Source organism: Acinetobacter sp. UC24323, from assembly GCF_024151445.1.
GTDB classification, from domain to species: Bacteria; Pseudomonadota; Gammaproteobacteria; order Pseudomonadales; family Moraxellaceae; genus Acinetobacter; species Acinetobacter baumannii.
This window is the reverse complement of sequence record NZ_JAHIBY010000008.1, coordinates 160,667-182,040: the sequence shown is the minus strand read 5'-3', so window position 1 is coordinate 182,040 and position 21,374 is coordinate 160,667. Positions and strand designations below refer to the sequence as shown.

General features: G+C 40.9%; 20 protein-coding genes. 7 read left to right on the top strand and 13 right to left on the bottom strand.

Going from position 1 to position 21,374, the window contains the following annotated elements:
- Positions 1 to 217: 217 nt before the first annotated feature.
- Positions 218 to 2,791 (top strand): glycerol-3-phosphate 1-O-acyltransferase PlsB, encoded by a 2,574-nt coding sequence (gene plsB / locus KNQ97_RS12655; RefSeq protein ID WP_000045404.1) that lies wholly within the window; start codon positions 218 to 220, stop codon positions 2,789 to 2,791.
- A 43-nt stretch (positions 2,792 to 2,834) separates the two neighbouring features.
- Here plsB and adeT2 read toward each other — a convergent pair whose 3' ends face one another.
- Together adeT2 and KNQ97_RS12645 are read right to left on the bottom strand one after the other, a co-directional pair.
- The gene (adeT2, locus tag KNQ97_RS12650) at positions 2,835 to 3,821 is read right to left on the bottom strand and encodes a putative multidrug efflux protein AdeT2 (RefSeq protein WP_000712907.1); all 987 of its coding nucleotides are present in this window, start codon (positions 3,819 to 3,821) and stop codon (positions 2,835 to 2,837) included.
- A 79-nt stretch (positions 3,822 to 3,900) separates the two neighbouring features.
- Entirely contained in the window at positions 3,901 to 4,716 is an 816-nt protein-coding gene (locus KNQ97_RS12645) for an NAD(P)H-binding protein (RefSeq protein WP_000547774.1), read from the bottom strand.
- A 20-nt stretch (positions 4,717 to 4,736) separates the two neighbouring features.
- On the opposite strand from KNQ97_RS12645, the gene recG reads away from it, so the two are divergent.
- A complete protein-coding gene (gene recG, locus KNQ97_RS12640; protein ID WP_253612313.1) occupies positions 4,737 to 6,782 on the top strand; it encodes an ATP-dependent DNA helicase RecG in 2,046 nt (681 codons plus the stop codon).
- The gene (locus KNQ97_RS12635; protein WP_017815938.1) at positions 6,775 to 7,410 is read left to right on the top strand and encodes a ComF family protein; all 636 of its coding nucleotides are present in this window, start codon (positions 6,775 to 6,777) and stop codon (positions 7,408 to 7,410) included. Before recG ends, KNQ97_RS12635 begins: the two co-directional genes overlap by 8 nt.
- 2 nt (positions 7,411 to 7,412) lie before the next feature.
- Here KNQ97_RS12635 and KNQ97_RS12630 read toward each other — a convergent pair whose 3' ends face one another.
- A complete protein-coding gene (locus KNQ97_RS12630; RefSeq protein WP_000849701.1) occupies positions 7,413 to 7,814 on the bottom strand; it encodes an NUDIX domain-containing protein in 402 nt (133 codons plus the stop codon).
- 14 nt (positions 7,815 to 7,828) lie between these two features.
- Positions 7,829 to 8,410 carry a TIGR00730 family Rossman fold protein gene (locus tag KNQ97_RS12625; RefSeq protein WP_001084310.1) on the bottom strand — a complete coding sequence of 194 codons (582 nt, stop codon included), beginning with the start codon at positions 8,408 to 8,410 and terminating at the stop codon, positions 7,829 to 7,831.
- Between the two features lie 157 nt (positions 8,411 to 8,567).
- Here KNQ97_RS12625 and KNQ97_RS12620 point away from each other — a divergent pair, with 157 nt between their 5' ends.
- The gene (locus KNQ97_RS12620) at positions 8,568 to 9,581 is read left to right on the top strand and encodes a CorA family divalent cation transporter (RefSeq protein ID WP_000888321.1); all 1,014 of its coding nucleotides are present in this window, start codon (positions 8,568 to 8,570) and stop codon (positions 9,579 to 9,581) included.
- A gap of 68 nt (positions 9,582 to 9,649) precedes the next feature.
- Here the strand turns inward: KNQ97_RS12620 and KNQ97_RS12615 are convergent, their stop codons facing one another.
- From KNQ97_RS12615 to dxs, 9 genes are all read right to left on the bottom strand, one after another.
- Positions 9,650 to 9,937 carry a lipid asymmetry maintenance protein MlaB gene (locus KNQ97_RS12615; protein WP_000250997.1) on the bottom strand — a complete coding sequence of 96 codons (288 nt, stop codon included), beginning with the start codon at positions 9,935 to 9,937 and terminating at the stop codon, positions 9,650 to 9,652.
- A gap of 11 nt (positions 9,938 to 9,948) precedes the next feature.
- Positions 9,949 to 10,590 (bottom strand): phospholipid-binding protein MlaC, encoded by a 642-nt coding sequence (locus tag KNQ97_RS12610; RefSeq protein WP_001093907.1) that lies wholly within the window; start codon positions 10,588 to 10,590, stop codon positions 9,949 to 9,951.
- A gap of 26 nt (positions 10,591 to 10,616) precedes the next feature.
- On the bottom strand, positions 10,617 to 11,297 hold the full coding sequence (locus KNQ97_RS12605; RefSeq protein WP_000842362.1) for an outer membrane lipid asymmetry maintenance protein MlaD: 681 nt from the start codon (positions 11,295 to 11,297) through the stop codon (positions 10,617 to 10,619).
- Entirely contained in the window at positions 11,297 to 12,073 is a 777-nt protein-coding gene (gene mlaE, locus KNQ97_RS12600; protein ID WP_001091949.1) for a lipid asymmetry maintenance ABC transporter permease subunit MlaE, read from the bottom strand. Before mlaE ends, KNQ97_RS12605 begins: the two co-directional genes overlap by 1 nt.
- On the bottom strand, positions 12,070 to 12,888 hold the full coding sequence (locus KNQ97_RS12595) for an ABC transporter ATP-binding protein (RefSeq protein ID WP_002019647.1): 819 nt from the start codon (positions 12,886 to 12,888) through the stop codon (positions 12,070 to 12,072). The genes mlaE and KNQ97_RS12595 overlap by 4 nt, the downstream gene beginning before the upstream one ends.
- A gap of 125 nt (positions 12,889 to 13,013) precedes the next feature.
- On the bottom strand, positions 13,014 to 13,184 hold the full coding sequence (locus tag KNQ97_RS12590; protein WP_001232173.1) for a hypothetical protein: 171 nt from the start codon (positions 13,182 to 13,184) through the stop codon (positions 13,014 to 13,016).
- A gap of 105 nt (positions 13,185 to 13,289) precedes the next feature.
- Complete coding sequence (locus KNQ97_RS12585) at positions 13,290 to 15,137, bottom strand: DEAD/DEAH box helicase (RefSeq protein ID WP_000047396.1); 1,848 nt, start codon at positions 15,135 to 15,137, stop codon at positions 13,290 to 13,292.
- Between the two features lie 409 nt (positions 15,138 to 15,546).
- Entirely contained in the window at positions 15,547 to 16,377 is an 831-nt protein-coding gene (locus KNQ97_RS12580) for an inositol monophosphatase family protein (RefSeq protein WP_000433617.1), read from the bottom strand.
- A 122-nt stretch (positions 16,378 to 16,499) separates the two neighbouring features.
- Complete coding sequence (gene dxs / locus KNQ97_RS12575; RefSeq protein WP_000967377.1) at positions 16,500 to 18,404, bottom strand: 1-deoxy-D-xylulose-5-phosphate synthase; 1,905 nt, start codon at positions 18,402 to 18,404, stop codon at positions 16,500 to 16,502.
- A gap of 303 nt (positions 18,405 to 18,707) precedes the next feature.
- Here dxs and ribA point away from each other — a divergent pair, with 303 nt between their 5' ends.
- From ribA to aroE, 3 genes are all read left to right on the top strand, one after another.
- Positions 18,708 to 19,310, top strand: a complete 603-nt coding sequence (ribA, locus tag KNQ97_RS12570; protein WP_032046388.1) for a GTP cyclohydrolase II — start codon at positions 18,708 to 18,710, stop codon at positions 19,308 to 19,310.
- A gap of 127 nt (positions 19,311 to 19,437) precedes the next feature.
- Complete coding sequence (gene hemF / locus KNQ97_RS12565) at positions 19,438 to 20,388, top strand: oxygen-dependent coproporphyrinogen oxidase (protein WP_058062061.1); 951 nt, start codon at positions 19,438 to 19,440, stop codon at positions 20,386 to 20,388.
- A gap of 173 nt (positions 20,389 to 20,561) precedes the next feature.
- On the top strand, positions 20,562 to 21,350 hold the full coding sequence (gene aroE / locus KNQ97_RS12560) for a shikimate dehydrogenase (protein WP_253612312.1): 789 nt from the start codon (positions 20,562 to 20,564) through the stop codon (positions 21,348 to 21,350).
- Positions 21,351 to 21,374 lie beyond the last annotated feature (24 nt).

The window sequence follows — 21,374 nt, the reverse complement described above, 5'->3', positions numbered from 1 at the left end:
ATTGTGCCATAAAAAACTATTTGTACATGGAACAATCAGTCAACTTCTGACAAACATTGCCCTTAAAACAGCTAAAAATACGATTTTTAACGATAAAAAATGCCAAAAGAATTATAATTTATCAGAAAATAGCATATTGTTTTTTTTAATAAATACCGCAAAATATTTACCCTCTGCCTTTGGTGCCGGGATTTGTCTTTAAGAAGTAGGAGTTCTTATGTCCAAGAGTGGGTTTGGTCAAATGTATCGTCGGCTTTCGAGTAAACTACTTGACCTCGTGGTAACACCACATGTTCTTGGGGAAGTTCCTACTGAACCAGTATCAGCAACAACAGAAACAGAAGCGAAGACCGAGCGCCAAAAAGTAGTGTGCTATGTCTTGCAAAACCATTCTCGCAGTAATGCTTTAGTGGTGGATGGGGAAACACGCCGCTTAAATTTAAAGCCAGCGCTAGATCCATTAGTCATCGGTACTCATCAGGAAAAAGCTTCAGTTTTATTTTTACAACACAATGATGAAAATAACCTACTGAATCCCCCTCCTCACGCTTTTCCGCCACGTTTAATTAAACTGATCGAAGTTTTACAAGCAAATCCTGAACTCGACATAGAACTGGTTCCGGTAACCGTTTTATGGGGCCGTTCTCCAGATAAAGAAGACTCTTGGTTTAAGTTGTTATTCTCAGATACATGGGCAACACCAAGTACAGTTAAACAGCTTGTAAATATTGGTTTGCATGGTCGCCAATCTTATTTGGAATTCCATGAACCACAGTCTTTACGTGACCTCGTTGAATATGCTCAGAAGCATTATCCAAACCTTTCGCCAGCAACTTATATTGTTAGCACTTTAAATGACTACCTTGATCGCCAACGTGAAGTTGTTTTAGGTCCAGACTTATCAGACCGCCGCAATGTCATGCAGTCGGTATTAAAGTCTCGTGATGTTCAAGAAGCCATTCGACGCGAAAGTATTCGCGGTAAAATCAGCATGCTTGAAGCAGAGCGTCGTGCGATTGGTTATGTGAATGAAATCGTATCTGATTATTCTCACTCAGCAGTACGTTTTGCAGATTTGGCGTTAACACGTCTATGGACTCAGCTTTATGACGGCGTAGAAGTTCATAACTTCAGTACTGTCCGAGAGCTTGCAAAAGACTATGAAATTGTTTACACACCATGTCACCGTAGCCACATTGACTACTTACTACTGTCTTATGTGATTTATAAACGTGGCTTGATGGTTCCGTATATTGCTGCAGGCGACAACCTAAACTTACCTTTCGTTGGTCAGCTTTTACGTGGAGGCGGTGCCTTCTTTATTCGCCGCTCTTTCCGTGGTAATGGCCTTTATACTTCTGTATTTAAAGAATATTTATATAGTATTCTTTCTCGCAACACACCACTTGAATACTTTATTGAAGGTGGACGTTCGCGTACAGGCCGCTTATTACCCCCGAAAACCGGCATGCTCGCAATGACAGTCCATAGTCATTTACGTGGCCGTGCCAAGCCGATTGTATTTGTGCCAACTTACATTGGTTATGAGCGCCTTATGGAAGGTTCAACCTATGTAGGCGAAATGCAAGGTAAGCCAAAAGAAGCCGAGTCTATTTTTGGTATTTTAAAAACACTCCGAAAAATTGAACGTATTTTCGGTAAAGTACACGTTAACTTTGGTGAACCTGTTTTTCTAGATGACTTGCTTAAACAGCATAATGCTGAGAACGTTTATATTGAAAAGAACGATGACCCAGTGCCACCTGCTGTTTCAGAAGCAGTAAACAGTTCTGCAAATGCGATTTTAGAAAATATTAACCGTGCGGTAGTGATTAATCCGGTTTCTTTACTCTCAATTATTTTGCTTGCAACACCAAAGCATACGCTTGATGAAGAAATCTGTATTAAGCAGCTTGAAGCTTACCGCAATTTAGCATCAAATTTCCCTTACGATCAGCGCACAGAAGTGACGCCGCTATCTGGTAAGGAAATTATTGCTTATGGCTTAAAGCTTAAATTGATTAAGCGCGTACAGCATGCCCTTGGTGACATTATTGCGATTGAAGATAACCAAGCGGTTCTCCTCACCTATTTCCGCAATAACATTTTGCATGCATTCGTTTTACCTTCATTGATTGCATCTCTTGTTGAACATAACGGGAAAATTAGCCGTGCTGATTTAAGCAATGTTATCTATACACTTTATCCATTCTTAAAAGCCGAACTATTCCTTAAATGGAAAAGTAGCGAACTTAAAGAACAGATTGAGCAATATGCAGATGCATTGGTTCAATCAAATCTTATTCAACAAGATGACGAAGGCAATTTAATTAGCTCTGCACCAAATACTGAAGAGCATAATCAGCTTGTTGTATTAGCAACACCTGTTAAACAAAGCCTTGAACGTTATTACATGACTTTAGCTTTAATCACTCAGCGTGGTTCAGGCAATATTTCAGCAAAACAAGTTGAAGAATTAAGTCATTTATTAGGCCAACGTTTATCAGTTCTTTATGAATTTAACTCTCCTGAATTCTTTGACAAAGCATTGTTCCAAAGCTTTATCAAAGTTTTAACTCAACAAAACTACATTCGAACGAATGACCAAGGCCAAATCGAGTTTGACGATAATTTCCGTCAAATGGCAGCAGGCGCACAGTTGGTGCTTGATGAAGTGACATTACAAATGTTGCAACACATCACAACCTTTACTGATGAAGAGTTAAAAGAAGCTCTTGAAGCAATGGCTTCTCAGCAAGCTAAACGCCGTTTAAAACGTAAAAAAGCTTAAAATCTTCATGCAAAATAAAAGGTAACTTAAGTTGCCTTTTATTTTATCTACTCATTGGACATTCAAAGTAACGCGGATCATCAATACAACGTAAGCGTTTCATTAGCTCCACAAAGTAGGCATCGTAATAACCGGAGCGGACATATTGATTGCGTATTTTTGCCACCATAATGTCATAGCTCTGCTTTTCGTAAAAAGAAACGTCAACCCAATAATAGGCTGGTAAATGGTTTTCCCATTGTATAGCTCGATTCGTTAATAATTGACTATTTTGGACAAACCAAGCCCGAATTTTTCGTCCAAAGTTGGCTGGATAAGCTTGCGGTTTAATAATTATATTTACCCCGAAATACGCCAAAGGAAAATTAATCACCTGAGTATCTGGCCCAAAATCTTTCTGTAGGTTATAAGGCAAAAGACCATAAACAGGCGCTGGCATAATATCGATTTTATTTTGTTGAAACTGCGCAATCGCATTCGATAAATCAACATATACCGGCTGCGCACCTACACTTCTCACCAAAGCTTGTTGTGGCGGATTATTGGCCAGAACTCCAATTCGTTGACCTCTAAGCTGTGCCACTTTTGATATTTTTTTGGTTTTCATGACCATATTTGCAGTACCAACCGGAATCATGCCGACTGCTTCATAGTCTTTATTAATTAATCTTTTCTCAATTGTAGGGTGATTTAAAAGCTGCAATAGATTTCGTGCAGTCCGGTTATTGGGTATAAGACCAATACCTGAGGTACTGCCCATAAAATGATTATACTGATAAGTATTAAAGTTACTGGCTGCTAAGCCTGAGCATTTACCCTCATCAAAGGCTTGAATGGCTTGCTGCTCTTTTTGATAACTAACGACTTTGAATTTGACTTGATATTGCTGAGCATATAGACGAATGTCATTTAGTCGGCGCGTAATATCCCCTTGGGTACCCGCTGGATCATATGCACACCACACCTGATCCCCAGCCCAACTCGTAACTGACGTTACACTCAAAAAGAGAGCTAAACAAAATTTTTTCACTTTTAACCTTTTTATCTTTATCGGCAATTTAACTGCCTCATCAGGTATTTCTGTTGTTATTTAAAGTTTAGTCTAAATTTTAATTTGTACCATGAGCATTTAAACATAATAAATAGTCATTAAAGCAAATTGGATGCTCAAGTTGAAAACCCGTCTCAAACAGATGTTTCGCATAAATTTTTTTGCCTGACACATGAGCTGAATCTAAGGTAAGCAGTGGTAAATCTAACTGACTTTGAAACCACAGTAAGACTTCATGCAAAGGTACAGGTGCATTATTAGCAACAAGATAGCTTTTATGGGGTTTTTCAAAATCAGCTAAAAATGCCAAAAACCTTGCTAAATCATCAATATGAATACGGTTACTATAGTGAATATTTGGATAGGTTTGCGTGTGCTCAGCCATTCGTTTTAGACGATCAATAGAAGCCCCATAAATCCCTGTAGGACGCACAATCACGCACTGTGACGGAAAATACTTTTGCCATAGCAATTCCATATTGTGCAAGATATGCCCTTGGGCATCATTTGGGTGAATCTCACTATGGTCATCAATTGTTTCACCAGAATTTTCACCATATACCCGCGTAGATGACACCACAATTAATCTTTTAACCGGATGCGATTTTAAAGCCTGACGAATAGGCTCAATACTATCCACATAAGTATGCTGATAACCTTCAACAGTACTATCGTCTGGAGAAAGTAAAATATACACTACATCTACAGGTGCAATTTCGCTTAAATCGAGCGTAAAAATATCCTGTACGAGATGTGTCCCATAAGGGTCTGTCTTTTCACTACGGCTAATTGTGGTAATTTGATGTCCTTTCTCAAATAGTTGTTTAGCAACACGCTGAGATGTTTTACCATAACCGATAAATAATATATGCATAGAGAACTCGTTGAGGGGACATGACTTCAGTCCATCAGTTACAAGGCGTTGGATCGGCTTCAGCAGCCCTACTCGAAAAACTAAATATTTTTACCACAGATGATTTGCTGTTTCATCTGCCCCGTGATTATGAAGATCGCAGTACCATTATTCCTATGAATCAATTGGTGGTTGGTCGTAGTTATTTACTCGAGGGTGAAGTCAAATCTGTTGATTTCCCTCCAGGTAAACGTAAATCTATGGCCGCATTAATACAAGATGAATTTGGTAAGGTGACTTTACGCTTTTATCATATTTATAAAAATTTAACCGACAAAATAAAACCTGGTAACCGTTTACGTATTTTTGGTGAAGTTCGCGTAGGTGCACGAGGGCTTGAGCTTTATCATCCAGAAATTCAACTTATTAATGAACATACACCACTACCAAAAACGCAGCTCACTGCAATTTATCCAAGTACCGATGGACTAACACAAGCTAAATTACGCGAATATGTTAAACAAGCGTTGAAGCATCATAGTGATGCTTTACCCGAGTTACTCCCTAAACAATATACAAATGGGTATGCACTCCAAGAAGCTTTACATTACATTCATGAGCCGCCAGTTGATGCCAATATGATCCAATTGGCTCAAGGCTCTCATCCTGCGCAGCAACGTCTTATTTTTGAAGAGCTGGTCGCACATCAAATTAGTCTTCTCACTCGACGTGCTTATATTCGCCAAATTGCTTCACCTGCTTTTCCGAGTAGTAAAGTGCTTGCAAAAAAACTGCTAGAAGCTTTACCTTTTCAAATGACCAACGCACAAAAACGTGTATCAAAAGAAATTTTAAACGACTTAAAACAACATCAACCTATGCTGCGTTTGGTACAAGGTGATGTAGGTGCTGGAAAAACTTTAGTTGCAGCAGTTGCAGCCTGTCACGCATTGGAAGCAGATTGGCAAGTTGCTTTAATGGCACCTACCGAAATTTTAGCAGAGCAGCATTATTTAAATTTTAAACGCTGGTTTGAACCTTTAGGTATTACGGTAGCTTGGTTGTCGGGTAAACAAAAAGGGAAAGCGCGGGCACACGCTGAGCAACAAATTAAAGAAGGCCATGCTGAACTGATCGTGGGTACCCATGCCTTATTTCAAGATAACGTTGAGTTTGCAAAACTAGGACTCGTGATTATTGATGAACAGCACCGATTCGGGGTCGATCAGCGATTAGCCTTACGCAATAAAGGCGCCGAACAGCTCACCCCACATCAACTGGTCATGACTGCAACGCCAATTCCTAGAACACTGGCAATGAGTGCTTATGGCGATTTAGATACATCGATTATTGATGAATTACCCCCAGGCCGAACTCCAATTCAGACCGTCACGATTCCGCTAGATCGTCGTGAAGAAGTACTGCATCGAATTGCTTCAAACTGCCGAGAAGGCAAACAGGCCTACTGGGTATGTACTCTGGTCGAACAGTCCGAAACTTTAGATGCTCAAGCCGCCGAAGCCACCTATCAAGAAATGAAAGAGCGCTTTCCTGAACTTAATATTGGTTTGGTTCATGGCAAAATGAAAGCCGATGAAAAACAGGCTGTCATGCAAGCATTTAAAAACAATGAACTACAACTGCTAATTGCCACAACTGTTATTGAGGTTGGAGTAGATGTTCCCAATGCGTCAATTATGGTCATTGAGAATGCTGAACGATTAGGGCTTTCACAGCTACACCAATTACGAGGGCGTGTAGGACGAGGTGCAAAAGCCAGTTTTTGCGTTCTTCTCTATAAACCACCACTTTCACAAAATGGGCAAGAAAGACTTTCAATTTTAAGAGAAAGTAATGATGGCTTTGTTATTGCTGAAAAAGATCTTGAGCTAAGAGGCCCGGGTGAGTTATTAGGAACAAAACAAACAGGTGATATGGGTTTCCGTGTCGCACGTTTAGAGCGAGATGATCATTTATTGAGTCAAGCACACTACGTTGCACAACAAGTTCTAAAAGATTACCCTGAGCAAGCTGATGCCTTATTGAAGCGCTGGCTTCCCGAAGCTCCTCGATACGCATATGTTTAAGTTTTTAAACCCACAGTATCTTTTTCAGTTGCTGTCCCCTTGCCTACTTTGCGAAATAGGAACACGGGAAAAATATTCTCTTTGTAAAGAATGCTGGGAACAGCTACCGTGGCTTAAGCAAACCGTTCAGCGCAATGATCAGTCTGTTCTTGTGGCCTGTCACTACGCCTATCCAATTAACCGGATTATTCAGCAGTTTAAATATGAACAAAAATTACATTACCAAACCTTACTCGCTGAAGTTTTACAGCAATTAAAATTTCCTAAGGTACAAGCGATTGTACCCATGCCTATTTCTAAACAACGTTTAACTGAACGTGGTTTTAATCAATCCTTATTACTCGCCAATCTTTTGAGTAAGCAATTAAAAATACCAGTTTGGCAACCTGTACAACGCTTAAATGAGCATTCTCAAAAGGGATTATCTCGACTCGAAAGATTTGAAAATATTGAACAGCAATTTGTTGCGCTCACTCAAGAAAAACGGCGTTATCGTCGTGTACTGATTATTGATGATGTAATCACAACAGGAAGTTCAATTCACGCTTTAAGTCAGGCGCTAAAACAGCTAGGGTGTACATCTATTCATGCCAGTTGCCTAGCTGCTGCTTCATCTACATCATATTAAAATTATAGAGTTATAGATAAGTTCTGCTCACACCACGGAATTACAATTTCTTTGGTTAATGGTGCGAGTTTTGTCTCGGAATCATTAAATTTCACCCACTTCATTTCAGCAATTTCAGCTGCAATTTGTGGGGATTGTTTTAATCGAACCAAATATAAATGGCTAATAAGCTTGTGATCCGGTTCATTGGCAGCTGCTGTCTCAAAACGCCCTATAAACTGTTCTATTACACACGGGCTGCCTATTTCTTCCAAGATTTCACGCTGTATAGCACTTTCCGGAGCCTCATTCGGCTCCAGTTTACCGCCTACCTGCATAAAAGCTTGTGTATTACGCTTTCTAACAAGCAATAATTCATTTTGTTCATTTAAGATCACCGCAGCGGCGACCGTAATTGTTTTCACCTATTTAACCTCATTTATGGTTGAACGTCGGCATTTGTCCATTTCGGAGCAGGAGCCTGATATTGCTCAAATTGTTGAAGAATATCTTCAATTTTGTCTGAGGCAATCAATTTATCAACAAACCGCGCTTGGCTAAATCCGTTATCTACAGTTCCCTGAATCATTTTAAGCAAATCTTCATAAAAGCCAGCTACATTTAGAAAAGCACACGGCTTTTGATGAATACCTAATTGTGCCCATGTCCATTGTTCAAAGATTTCTTCCAATGTACCTGCCCCACCTGGTAAAGCAATAAAACCGTCCGACAGATCTGCCATTTTGGTTTTACGCTCATGCATATTTTCGACGACATATAATTTTGTCAGTCCAGGATGAGCTAACTCGCGATCAACTAAAGCACGAGGAATTACCCCAATGACCTGCCCGCCGGCTTGCAAAGCACTATCAGCAACAACACCCATTAAACCAGAACGGCCACCGCCATAAACGAGTGTTTTACCTTGTTTAGCAATAGCTTCACCGGTTAATTGAGCAATTTGTTGAAAGATTGGGTTTGAACCAAGAGATGAACCACAGAAAATACAAATTGAATTCATAGTATAAAAACCGTTTTATTGAACTGTCATGCTGACAAACTAGACTATCGACAGAGTTTTTTTTTGCAAAATAGCGTATTGGCAAGTGTTTTTCGGCAAATCCTTGTCTAAAATACACCCATCAATTTCCATCAGACTGCGTAAGGAAAAAAGACACATGCTTGAAGCCTTTTATGCCACAGAACGCGGAAGTCTGGAAGATGCCACCATCAATGGTGGATTTGATCTACATCCCGAATTAGTATGGCTTGATCTTATTGCACCCTCTCAAGAAGAACAACAATGGGTCTTAGATGCTTACAATCAGAACTTACCTACACTAAAGTCGTTAGAAGACATTTCATCTTCTGCTCGATTCTACCGTGATGATGACGGTATTTTGCATATCAGCACCTATTTTTTAACGAAAAATAAAAATTATCAGGTTGATGGGGATGCTGAGGATTCTTCCCATATGCTTGCCATGGTGCAGACTGTTGCATTCATCTTACATAAAGACCGCTTATTTACTTTACGGGGTGAAAAGTTAGTTGCCTTTCGTGCTTTTCGTGCTCGAGCTCGCCGTAATGACTACGAAATGGATTATAAAGATCCAACATGGATTTTATTGGGCTTACTTGAAGCAAAGCTAGATGAGCTTGCGGATATCTTGGAAGATATCCACAAGGATCTAGAAAAATACTCAACCGAGGTTCTCAATAACCATCAACGTGAACAGATTTTAGATCTTGATGACATGATTACCCGCTTGGCACAACAAGAAGACATGCTTGGGAAAGCACAGCTCTGTTTAATTGATTTGCGCCGTGTTTTAACGTTTTTGTCTCGTCCACGTGCTTTAGGCAGTCATATCTACGATGCAGATATTCGAGAACTTAGTGAAGATGTTCGCTCGCTTGTCGAACATGACGCTTTCTTATTCCAAAAAGTACGGTTCTTGCTTGATACAACGTCAGGATTTATTAACACTGAACAAAACGATACGATCCGTCGATTCTCGATATTACCAAGTATGTTGGCACCACCTATGTTAATCGCCAGTATCTATGGTATGAACACGGATGTACTTCCTTTCGCACACGGTACAACCAGCTTTATTATCGTTTTACTAATTATTATTGGTTTCTTTATTGGGCCTATCATTTATTTCCGCTGGAAAAAATGGATTTAAAGAGATTACCCAGCAAATTTTGTATATAAAAAAGCACCTAAATTTAGGTGCTTTTTTATCTTTGCTCATCAAACCAAATGTAGGTCTTCTTGCAAATGGCAGGCTTGAATGATTTTCAGCATCTTCTCCGGTACATTTTTAAAATGTAATCCAGACTTTTGTGGAGTTTGACGTAGCCATTGCACTAAAACAGCCAAGGCTAACGTATTACCATGCTCAAGCTGCTTTAAATCAACAATTAAAGGAAAGCTTGTTTGCTTTTTAATAATTGCCAATCCAGCTTGGTATTGTTGTTCAGCATTTTCAAAATCAATTTTGCCTGAAACAACTAACTCTTGGTTAAGATACTGAACCACTCTTCACCTACTTATTTTTGTTTATTCTGATTAACAGCAGCATCTGCATCAGGTTGGAACGTAGCAATTGCTTTATTCAAATCACCACCATTACGTTTCACAGTTGCAGCAAACTGGTTACGGAACTGCAATCCTAAATCAATACCAGAAACATTGATGTTACGGATTTTCCACTGCGAACCTTTGTCTGCCAACTGGAACGACACAGGAATTTTTTCACCATTGTGATTAAAATCTAAAGTCACAACAGGGTTTTTACCAGCTGTCGCCTTGTATGGACGCATCGTGTAAGTTTGGTTTGTATACTTAGCAAATGCACTACCGTAATTCTCAATTAACGTATTACGGAAGTTCGTTTCAAACTGAGCACGCTGTGCAGCAGTACTATATTGGTTTGTCGCATAAGTACCCATCACAATACGAGTAAACGCTTGTGAATCAACATACGGGTCTAAGTTTTGGCGTACAATTGTTTTTACTAATGCTGGGTTATTTTGCAATTTAGCATGATCGGCTTTTAAACGAGAAATCAAGCCATCAGCAACACGCTTAATAAAGTCAGGTGGTGCTTCTGAAGGTGCAGCAAAAGCTGTACCAGCAATCATAGTAGACAAAATACTTGCTGTAAGGGTTTGTTTAAACAACGTATTCACCTGGAACCACTCCTTCAAATAATCTCTTACTCAACAAATGACGGCTGTGCACTGCTGTCAGTACTTGCAGGAGCTTTTTCTTCTGCTGAGGATGAACCAGCGGCAACCTTACCTGCGCCACCACCAGTAATAAATTTACTAATAAGATCTTCTAGATCCATCGTTCCTTGGGTATTAGAAATAGTATCGCCACGTTTAAGGTAGTTTAGACCACCACCCGGTACGATTTTTAAATATTTCTCACCCAATAAACCATTGGTTGCAACCATTATATAAGCATCTTCATCAATACTTGTGATGGAGTTCATGTTACTGATCAGTTGCTGTTCCATTGTTTTTTGTTGCGCTGGAGTCGCTTGCGTATAATCAGAACTATAACGTAATTCGTCTAAAGCATTTTTTTGAACTTCTTTTAACTGTTCAGCATTAAAGCTTGTCAGTTTTCCATCAAGATCAAAAGTAACCGTAGCCAAACGTGTAACCGGATCAAGCGTGATTGAATCAACGCGGCCAATTGTTACACCGCTCATCGTCACTTTAGCACGAGGCTTTAAACCATTAACGTTATCAAACTGAGCTTTCATGGTGTAGCCATCGCTCAAGTTCGTGCCCACTAAACCACTCACTTTCATTGCTAAAAAGAATAAAGCAATACCGAAGATAATGACAAAGATACCTACGGCCAGCTCACTAGTACGTGATTTCATTAAATCCCTCCGAACATGACCGCAGTCAACACGAAATCAAAACCTAAAACACATAATGAAGAATATACAACCGTGCGGGTCATTGCCGTTGCAATGCCTTCAGGTGTCGGATCACATGCATACCCTTGGAAAACAGCAATCCATGTACACAGCAAAGCAAATACAATGCTCTTAATAATGCCATTTACGACATCGTGGCCAAATTGAACATTATTTTGCATACCACTCCAAAAGGAGCCTTCATCAACGCCAAGAAAGTCAACTCCAACCAATTTACCGCCAACAATACCAATCGCAGCAAAAATAACGGTTAACATTGGCAAACTGACTATACCAGCCCAAAGACGTGGTGATACGATTTGCTTTAAAGGATCAACACCAATCATTTCCATACTGGCAAGCTGTTCACTTTGTTTCATCGAACCAATTTCAGCAGTCAATGCAGAACCTGCTCGTCCAGCGAAGAGCAAAGCTGCAACGACCGGTGCAAGCTCACGCAATAAAGTTAAAGACACCATTGTGCCTAGCATTGATTCACTACCAACATTGACTAATATTGAGTAGCCTTGCAATCCGAGTACCAGACCAATAAATAAACCTGATACCGTGATAATGAGTAAAGACATTACCCCTACACGATGCATTTGATAGACGAAACGTCCAAAACCGCCCGCTGAAGGTAATGAAAAAATAATCTGTAAGAGCATCAGTGCCGCAACACCAATCCCTCGAATCCGCTCAATAACGAGTCTACCTAACCAGGCAATCGTATTCATGGACGAACCTCGTTATCTAAATAAGCTTGGTGGCTAAACTGGTATTCAACCGGACCTTCTGCCGAGCCGGTTAAGAACTGTTTTACAAATGGAGAAGCATAAGCTTGTAATTCTTCTGGCGTTCCTTCCCCTTGAATCTTCCCTTCCGCTACAACATAAATGTAGTCAGCAATAGATAGAGTTTCAGGAACATCATGCGAAACAATAATCGTAGTTAGATCTAAAGCTTCTCGCAATGAACGAATGAGACGTGTTAAAACACCTTTCACAATCGGGTCTTGCCCCGCAAAAGGTTCGTCATACATAATTAAATCGGGATCAAGCGCAATTGCACGAGCTAAAGCGACCCGTCGGTTCATACCACCTGACAACTCAGTAGGCATAAGCTGTTCTGTTCCACGCAAGCCCACCGATTCAAGTTTTAAAGCGACCAGTTCTGCAATGAGATTTTCAGAAAGCTTAGTATGCGCACGAATTGGAAAAGCGACATTTTCATAAACCGACATATCGGTAAATAAAGCTCCACTCTGGAACAGCATTCCCATACGCGCACGTGCTGCAAATAATTCCTGACGTGACATTTGAGCAATATCTTTGCCATCAAGCAAAACTTCGCCCTGATCGGGAACAAGCTGCCCACCAATCAAGCGTAATAAAGTCGTTTTACCTGTACCAGATGGTCCCATAATGGCCGTGATCTGGCCTCGACGTATATTTAAACTAATATTGTCATAAATGACGCGTTCCCCTCGGTTAAAACTCAAGTTTTTCACTTCAATCAGTGATTGAGTCGAGAGAGGAGTTTTATTATTCATAATGGCAATCATTCCTGCACTTTTATGCCCGCATACTATAACACTGAATTTTGGGAATCTTGTTGTAATTTTGACAAAAGCAAAACAAGCTAATATAGGAATATAAGCTAGATTTTGAAAAGAAATTATTGATCGAGAACTTGAAACTGGTCTACGAAATGGCCAGTTAATAAAGCATAGGCAAAGTAGATTCCATTGCACAAAGCAAGTGCAATAAAAAGATATGGCAAACCACGTTGAAATAAGAATTTACTCAACCATGCCAAAGGCGACTCTTTTCGCTTACTTTTACGCATTATTACAATAAAAATTGAACTGTTTCACACTTTGTTATTTTATAACAAAACTAAAAAATAAAAAAGGCCAGTATGTAAACTGGCCTTTTTTAAATCTCTTAAAGATTAACGGTCGAATTTACGACGGCGCTCACCACGAGATTCTTGATTAAAGTGTTCTTCGCGAACTGCGCGACGTGGACGGTCTTCACCACCGAAGCTACGTTTTGGACGATCACCAAAACCACTTTCACGACGTGGACGATCTTCACCACCAAAGCTACGTTGTGGACGGTCACCAAAACCGTTTTCACGACGTGGTTTATAGTCTACGCGGTTACCACGATTGTCATCATTTGAATCAAAACGAGGCTTATCGTTAAAACCACCTTCACGGCGTGGACGATCTGAGTTGAACTCGCGACGCGGACGATCTTCACCACCGAAGCTACGTTTTGGACGGTCTTCAAAACCACCTTCACGACGTGGACGGTCTGAGTTGAACTCACGACGTGGACGGTCTTCACCACCGAAGCTACGTTTTGGACGGTCTTCAAAACCACCTTCACGACGTGGACGATCTGAGTTGAACTCGCGACGTGGACGATCTTCGCCACCGAAAGCAGGACGCTCACCACGAGGCTTATCATCAAAGCTACGACGTGGACGATCATCACGACCACCTTCACGACGTTTGAAGTTACCTTCACCCTCGAAACGACGACCACCGCCGAAACCGCCACCACGACGACCATCACGGCCACCGTTACCACCACGACCGCCTTCACGACGTGGACGAGCTGGAGGTGGAGATGGCTCTAAACCTTCAATTTCAGAAACATTTAAACGAGCTTCTAAGTAATCTTCAAGCGCACGGATTTTACCGCGTTCACGATAAGTCGCTAAAGTAATCGCTTGACCTGTACGACCAGCACGACCTGTACGACCAATACGGTGTACATAATCTTCATGCTTCATTGGTAAGCCGAAGTTAATAACGTGTGAAATTGTTGGAACGTCAAGACCACGTGCAGCAACGTCAGTAGCAACTAAGATTTTCGCACGGCCTTCACGGATACTACGTAAACGACGGTTACGAACTGTTTGCGGCATTGCACCGTGAAGTGCAACAACTGAATGACCTGCTTCTGCAAGTTCTTCAGCCAACATATCTGTATCTTCTTGTGTGCTCGCGAATACAACAGCTTGGTCAAGCGTTTCATCAGCCAACCAGTGAGTCAGAAGTTTCTTCTTGTGTTCGAAACCATCTGTCCAGTGTAAAGTTTGGGTGATGTCAGTATTGGTGCTGTGACCAGTTTCAATTGCAATACGCTCAGGTTCATTCATCATGCGCTCAGCAAGACGAATAATACGGTCAGCAAAAGTTGCAGAGAACATTAACGTTTGACCACGATTCGCAGCCAAGTCACTGATCGCTTCCAAGTCTTCAGAGAAACCAAGGTCTAACATACGGTCAGCTTCGTCCACGATTAAAGCATCAACTTTGTCTAGCTTTAATTGACGACGGTTAACTAAGTCTAATAAACGACCTGGAGTCGCAACTACAACTTGAGCACCTTTAAGCTGTTGAATTTGTTTACCAAAAGGCATACCACCCATAATTGCAGCAATACGAACACCTTTCATGTGACGTACAAAAGCAATTGCGTCTTGGCTAACTTGTTGAGCCAATTCACGTGTTGGGCATAAAACTAAAATGCTAGGCTGAGTCACTGCTTTCATACGTTCTTTGAACGGAACGAAAGTATCTTGACCTGCCAAATTATGTAATGTCGGTAATAAGAATGCAGCAGTTTTACCAGAACCAGTCTGGCTAGAAACAAGAAGGTCTTTACCTTCTAAAGCAGCAGGAATAGATTGTTCTTGCACAGGAGTTGGGTTAGTAAAACCTAAACCTTCAAGAGCTTGTTGTAAGGTTTCGTGCAAAGAAAATTCGGCAAAAGTTTTGCTCATAGAGAGTTCCACCCCAAAGGGTGCTCCATTTTTAATAAATACAAATAGACATCGGCAAAAGCGGCAAAGCAAATATTAGCTGAATCTTATTATTCAGCAGCAATCCGAGTAACGACGATGTGGACTAAACGCACGCTTGATTACGGCCGCAACCTGAAGAATCGCTGAGCGATTGGGGCGCAAGAAATGGTCCTCTCTATGGACAGCGTGCGCTTACAATGAATAGAACAGAATGTTCAGGTAATGAACGGAAATTTAAGTGCGTGGGCGGATTATAGCAGAAAGAATTTAAAAGTCATGTGTTTTAATCAACTTTCTCGGTATTTCTACTGTTATTTGTATTTTACCGACCATTAAAAAGTAAAACCCTCTATAAAAAGAGGGTCTTACTCAGAAATAATTTTTTAAATTATTTTGCAGCTTTGTCCCAAGCAGGAACTACAGTTTGCATTAATGGCTTTAACATTTTCAGTGAGCATGCAATCACTTGACCATTTTCAAGTGAATCATTACCACCACGTGCGTCAACCACAACACCACCAGCTTCCTTGATAATAAGCTCACCAGCAGCGATATCCCATGGTTTTAAGCCAAGTTCAAAGAAACCATCAAAACGACCAGCAGCAACATAAGCTAAGTCGAGAGCAGCTGAACCACCACGGCGGATTTGAGCACCCGCTTGAGTCACAGCTAATAATGAAGCAAAGTGCTGCTCTGCATAAGACACAATTTCACCAGCACGTTTAGCACGGTAAGGGTGACCTACTGCCAAGAATGTATTTTCTAGGCTGTCTTTTACATTTACGCGAATACGACGCTGGTTCATCACTGCACCACGGCCACGACTTGCAGAGAACAATTCGTCACGTACCGGATCGTAAATTACGCCGTGCTGAGTAACACCTTTGTGCTGAACAGCAATAGAAATACAGAAATGAGGGAAACCATTAATAAAGTTTTGCGTGCCATCAAGAGGGTCGATCACCCAGCACCAGTCTGCATCGTGGCCTTTGCCCTCTTGCAAACCGAACTCTTCACCTAAGAAGCTATGGTTTTTATAACTTTTACGTAATGTATCAATCGTCAATTGTTCTAAATAACGATCTACACGTGTTACAGGACCATCAATGCCTTTCTCTTCAACTTGCAAATCGAGCTTATGACGATTTTGATGCGCTTTTAAAAGCTCTTGACCAACTGTTTGAGCCGCACGCGCAGCCATCACCACCATAGGTTCCATTGAACACCCACTACAATACAAATTTGAAGATTTTGACAAAGAATAATGCATAAAAGCGTATCCATTTTAGCAAATGAATACGCTTTTTGGGAAAAAATGTTTCGAAAAATTTTATTGAGGTATTAAACCACCTGATTTACCTTAAGCCATGCTCGCTCAATCGAGTTCAAAATACCCTTAGCATCTAAACCACAATCTTGTAGCATTTGATTATGTGTCGCCTGATGCAAGAACGAGTCTGGTAGACCTAAATTAATGATAGGTTTAACAATTTGTTCTTGAGCCATAAACTCATTCACTGCACTACCCGCACCACCCATAATTGCGTGTTCTTCAACTGTCACGAATAAATGAGTATGCTCAGCCAAGTCTCGAATCATTTGTTCATCAAGCGGTTTTACGAAGCGCATATTTACAACACACACACTGACTTCATGTTTTTGCGCAAATTGCTCAGCTGCTTCCAGAGCAACCATGACACGACTACCAAATGCTAAAACCGTAATCTGCTCATCACTGTTTGCTTTAATTTCTGCAACAATTTCAGCTTTACCCAATTCAAGAACAGTCATCTCTTTTTGGATTTCGACGCCCACACCTGCACCACGCGGATAGCGTACCGCAGCCGGGCCATTATAGGCATAAGCCGTATGAAGCATTTGACGGCATTCATTTTCATCTTTCGGTGCCATGATCACCATATTAGGCACAGTACGCATATAAGCATAGTCATATGCACCTGCATGCGTTGGACCATCTTCACCAACCAAGCCTGCACGGTCAATACCAAAAGTCACGTCAAGATTTTGCAATGCGACATCATGAATAAGCTGATCGTAACCACGCTGCAGGAATGTTGAATAAATGGCGACAACAGGTTTTAGTCCTTCGCATGCCATTCCTGCTGCAAGTGTTACAGCATGCTGCTCTGCAATCGCGACATCGAAGAAACGCTGCGGAAATTGCTTCGCAAATTTGACCATGCCCGAGCCTTCACACATTGCAGGCGTGATCGCAAGCAAACGCTCATCTTGTGCAGCTTCATCACATAACCACTCACCAAACACATCAGAGTATTTTGGTGGTGTTTTCCCGCCCGAAGCAGCATTAATTTTGCCAATCGCATGGTAAGTAATCGGGTCTGCTTCAGCAGGAGCAAAGCCTTTACCTTTCTTGGTATAAACGTGAACTAAACGTGGACCTTTGCGTTTTTTGAGCGCATTGAACACCTGAACCAACTGAGTGACATCGTGTCCATCAAAAGGCCCGAAATAATCAAAACCAATTGCTTTAAATAAATTATCTGCCGCGTCGGTTGCCGATTGGTGTAATCGAGAGTTATATGTCCATTTTGGGTGTGGCTGGATATAAGCTTCACCATGTTCATTGACATTAACTAAATGACCTTTTTCCCAAATTGCAGCTAAATGTTTGGCAAAGCCACCTGTACTGCAAGAAATCGACATATCGTTGTCATTGAGTACAACAATTAAATCTGCATCATGAGCAACAGCATCATTCATTGCTTCAAATGCCATGCCCGCAGTCATTGCACCATCACCCACAATACAAACGACTTCACATGGGTCTTTCTGATAGCGACGTGCCAAAGACATCCCCAAACCAGCTGAAATAGCAGTTGAAGAATGCCCTACCCCAAAGGTATCAAAAACAGACTCTTCTCTGGCAGGGAAAGCAGCCAATCCATTTTTAGCGCGAATGGTCGTAATTTGTTCACGGCGTCCAGTTAGGATTTTATGTGGGTATGCTTGGTGTCCCACATCCCAAACTAAACGGTCATTTGGTGTATTAAAGCAATAATGCAGCGCTACCGTCAGCTCAACCACGCCGAGGTTAGCACCGAAATGGCCACCACTCTGGCCTGCTGCATATAAAATATATTGACGCAACTCATCAGCCACTTGTAGTAATTGGCTATGCTCGAGCTGACGTAATTGTTGAGGATGATCAATCGCATCTAACAATGGCGTAACAGGGCGTTGAGTTGGAATTTCGGTATACAACATATGTGGCAAAGCCTTTATAAGCCTGGCAAATCCTAAGCTGGGTCAAAATGGGTCGATCATACAATCGAATGAAGTCACCTTCAATCAGCCACATTTGCGAACGAGATCATGCAAAGCAGTCTCTCATACAGTATGGGTATGGTTGGCAGATTATCCTGAATAATCTGACTATTTATCAACTATTATCGTCTTCTTTATACAAAAAAGAAAACCTTAGTGTGCAAAATGATTATGACAATTCGACCAATCTCCCAGCATTACGCTATACTTTAAACCGTTTTCGGTTAAAAGATGAGTTAATCTGTGCCTATAGAGTTCATTGCAACATCAAAACTCCCGACCGCTTTTGGTGAATTCAATATTTCTGTGTTTCAAGATCCCGTAACAGGTGAAGAACATGTGGCACTTTCCAAAGGGTTAGAAAATCCGCCAACGGATCCTGTTTTGGTCCGCGTACATTCTGAATGCTTAACGGGTGATGCGTTTGCATCATTGAAATGTGACTGTGGCCCACAACTACAAGCCACTCAGAAACTCATCAATGAAGCAGGACAAGGTGTAATTTTATACTTACGTCAAGAAGGACGCGGTATTGGTTTAACCAATAAAATTCGTGCTTATGCCCTGCAAGATCAGGGGCACGATACAGTAGATGCCAATTTACTACTGAATTTACCCGCCGATGCACGTCGTTACGATATGTGCAGTATTATGCTCGACCACTTAAAAGTGAAAGAAGTTAAATTAATTACCAATAATCCTTTGAAAATTCAGGCACTCAAAGATCAAGGTATTAATGTCGTAGACCGTGTACCTTTAACTGTCGGCCGTAACCCTTTTAATGAACAATATTTAAAAACCAAACGTGAAAGAATGGATCACCTTTACCAAAAAGATGATTTTTGATTTCAAGTCCAAAATTTAAAAATTATATTTAAGGGATTTTTTCAGGAATTAGAAAAAATCCCTTACTTTTTTTATGGATTTATGTTTTGATGTATCTAATCTATTTCGATCATCTTTGAGGGTCATTATGCAACATCCGACTTCAACAGATATTCAACGTGTCCGCGAATTTCTCCTCGATTTACAAGCCCGTATTTGTGCCGGTTTAGAACAACAAGAAAAAGCTGGTGGTGGGACAGCAGAATTTATCATTGATGATTGGGAGCGCCCTGAAGGCGGTGGCGGCCGTTCACGTGTACTGCAAAATGGTACAGTGATTGAAAAAGGCGGCGTGATGTTTTCACATATCAACATTAGTAAACTGCCTGCTTCTGCAACAGAACGTCACCCTCAAATTGCAGGGGCAAAAGCTCAAGCGCTAGGTGTGTCTTTAGTCATTCACCCTAAAAACCCGAATATTCCAACCTCGCATGCGAATGTCCGCTTATTCGTTGCAGAGCGTGAAGGTCAAGATCCGATTTGGTGGTTTGGTGGAGGTTTTGACTTAACGCCATTTTATCCAGATGATCAAGATGTTTTAAATTGGCACCAAGCCGCTTATGACCTGTGTAAGCCTTTTGGTGACAATGTTTATGCTGAACATAAAAAATGGTGCGATGACTATTTCTATTTAAAGCATCGCGATGAACAACGTGGTGTGGGCGGTTTATTCTTTGATGATTTAAATTGCTGGGATTTCGAAACCTGCTTTAAATATATTCAAGCCGTAGGTAATGGCTATTTAAATGCGATCTTGCCAATTTTCGAAAAACACCGCGAACAGCCTTATACCGAAGCTCAACGAGATTTCCAGCTTTACCGGCGTGGCAGATATGTGGAATATAACTTGGTGTATGACCGCGGTACGTTGTTTGGATTACAAACAGGTGGCCGTATTGAGTCGATTTTAGTTAGCCTACCTAATCTAGCTGCATGGTCTTATCGCCCTGAATGGGATGAAGACTCTCCAGAGAAGCGTTTAACTGACTACTATTTAAAACCTCGTGATTGGTTAGGTTTAGAAGAAAAAGTCGCCTAATTTTTTGTTTTGGGGATTCTTTGGCTTCCACCCTAAAGAATCTCCTTTTTTGATTTCCATTTGCCTTCATTCAAATATTTTTTCTTGTGCTATTTTGACTTATAGTGAGGCCTGCTGAATATTCAGTGCAGACTCTATCTGCTTCATGCCATTTTAAAATTTTGGATACAAGAATGACCAAACAGTTTGCAGTAATTGGCAATCCGATCGAACAATCACGCTCTCCTGAATTGCATCATGCTTTCGCTGAAAAAACAGGTGTTGAGCTAAACTATCAAAAACGGCTTGCTCCTCTTGACGGTTTTGAATCGAGCATGCGAAGTTTCTTTGCAGAAGGCGGCAGTGGTATGAACGTTACTGTTCCTTTTAAAGAGCAAGCTTTTGCTTTATGTGATGTGTTAACCGAGCGTGCTCAAATTGCTAAAGCTGTAAATACGTTATGGATGGAAAATGGCAAATTGCATGGTGACAATACAGACGGCCAAGGTTTAGTTGCCGCAATTCAAGCTTTAGAATGGAATCTTGAAAATACAACTATTTTAATTTTAGGAGCTGGCGGCGCAACGCGTGGTGTTATTTATCCCCTTGTACAGGCTGGTGCCCAAAAAATCGTCATTGCAAACCGAACTTTAGCTCGTGCAGAACAACTTGTAGATGACTTAAAAACAGCAGTTCCACAAGCCCAATTACAAGCAATTTCCCTAAATGATTTAGAAGGCGATTTTGATATTGTGATTAATGCCACTTCGGCAAGTCTTTCAGGCGATGCTTTACAACTACCTGAAAAATTACAATTCAAATATGCCTATGAAATGGCTTATGGCAAACCTTCTAGCTTCCTTGATCAAGCGAAACAGCGTAATGTGCCTTACTCAGAAGGTTTCGGCATGTTAGTAGGCCAAGCTATTGAAGCCTTCTATATCTGGAATGGCGTACGACCACAATTAAGAGATTTTCTATAAACCAAAAAAAGAACCTACATATGT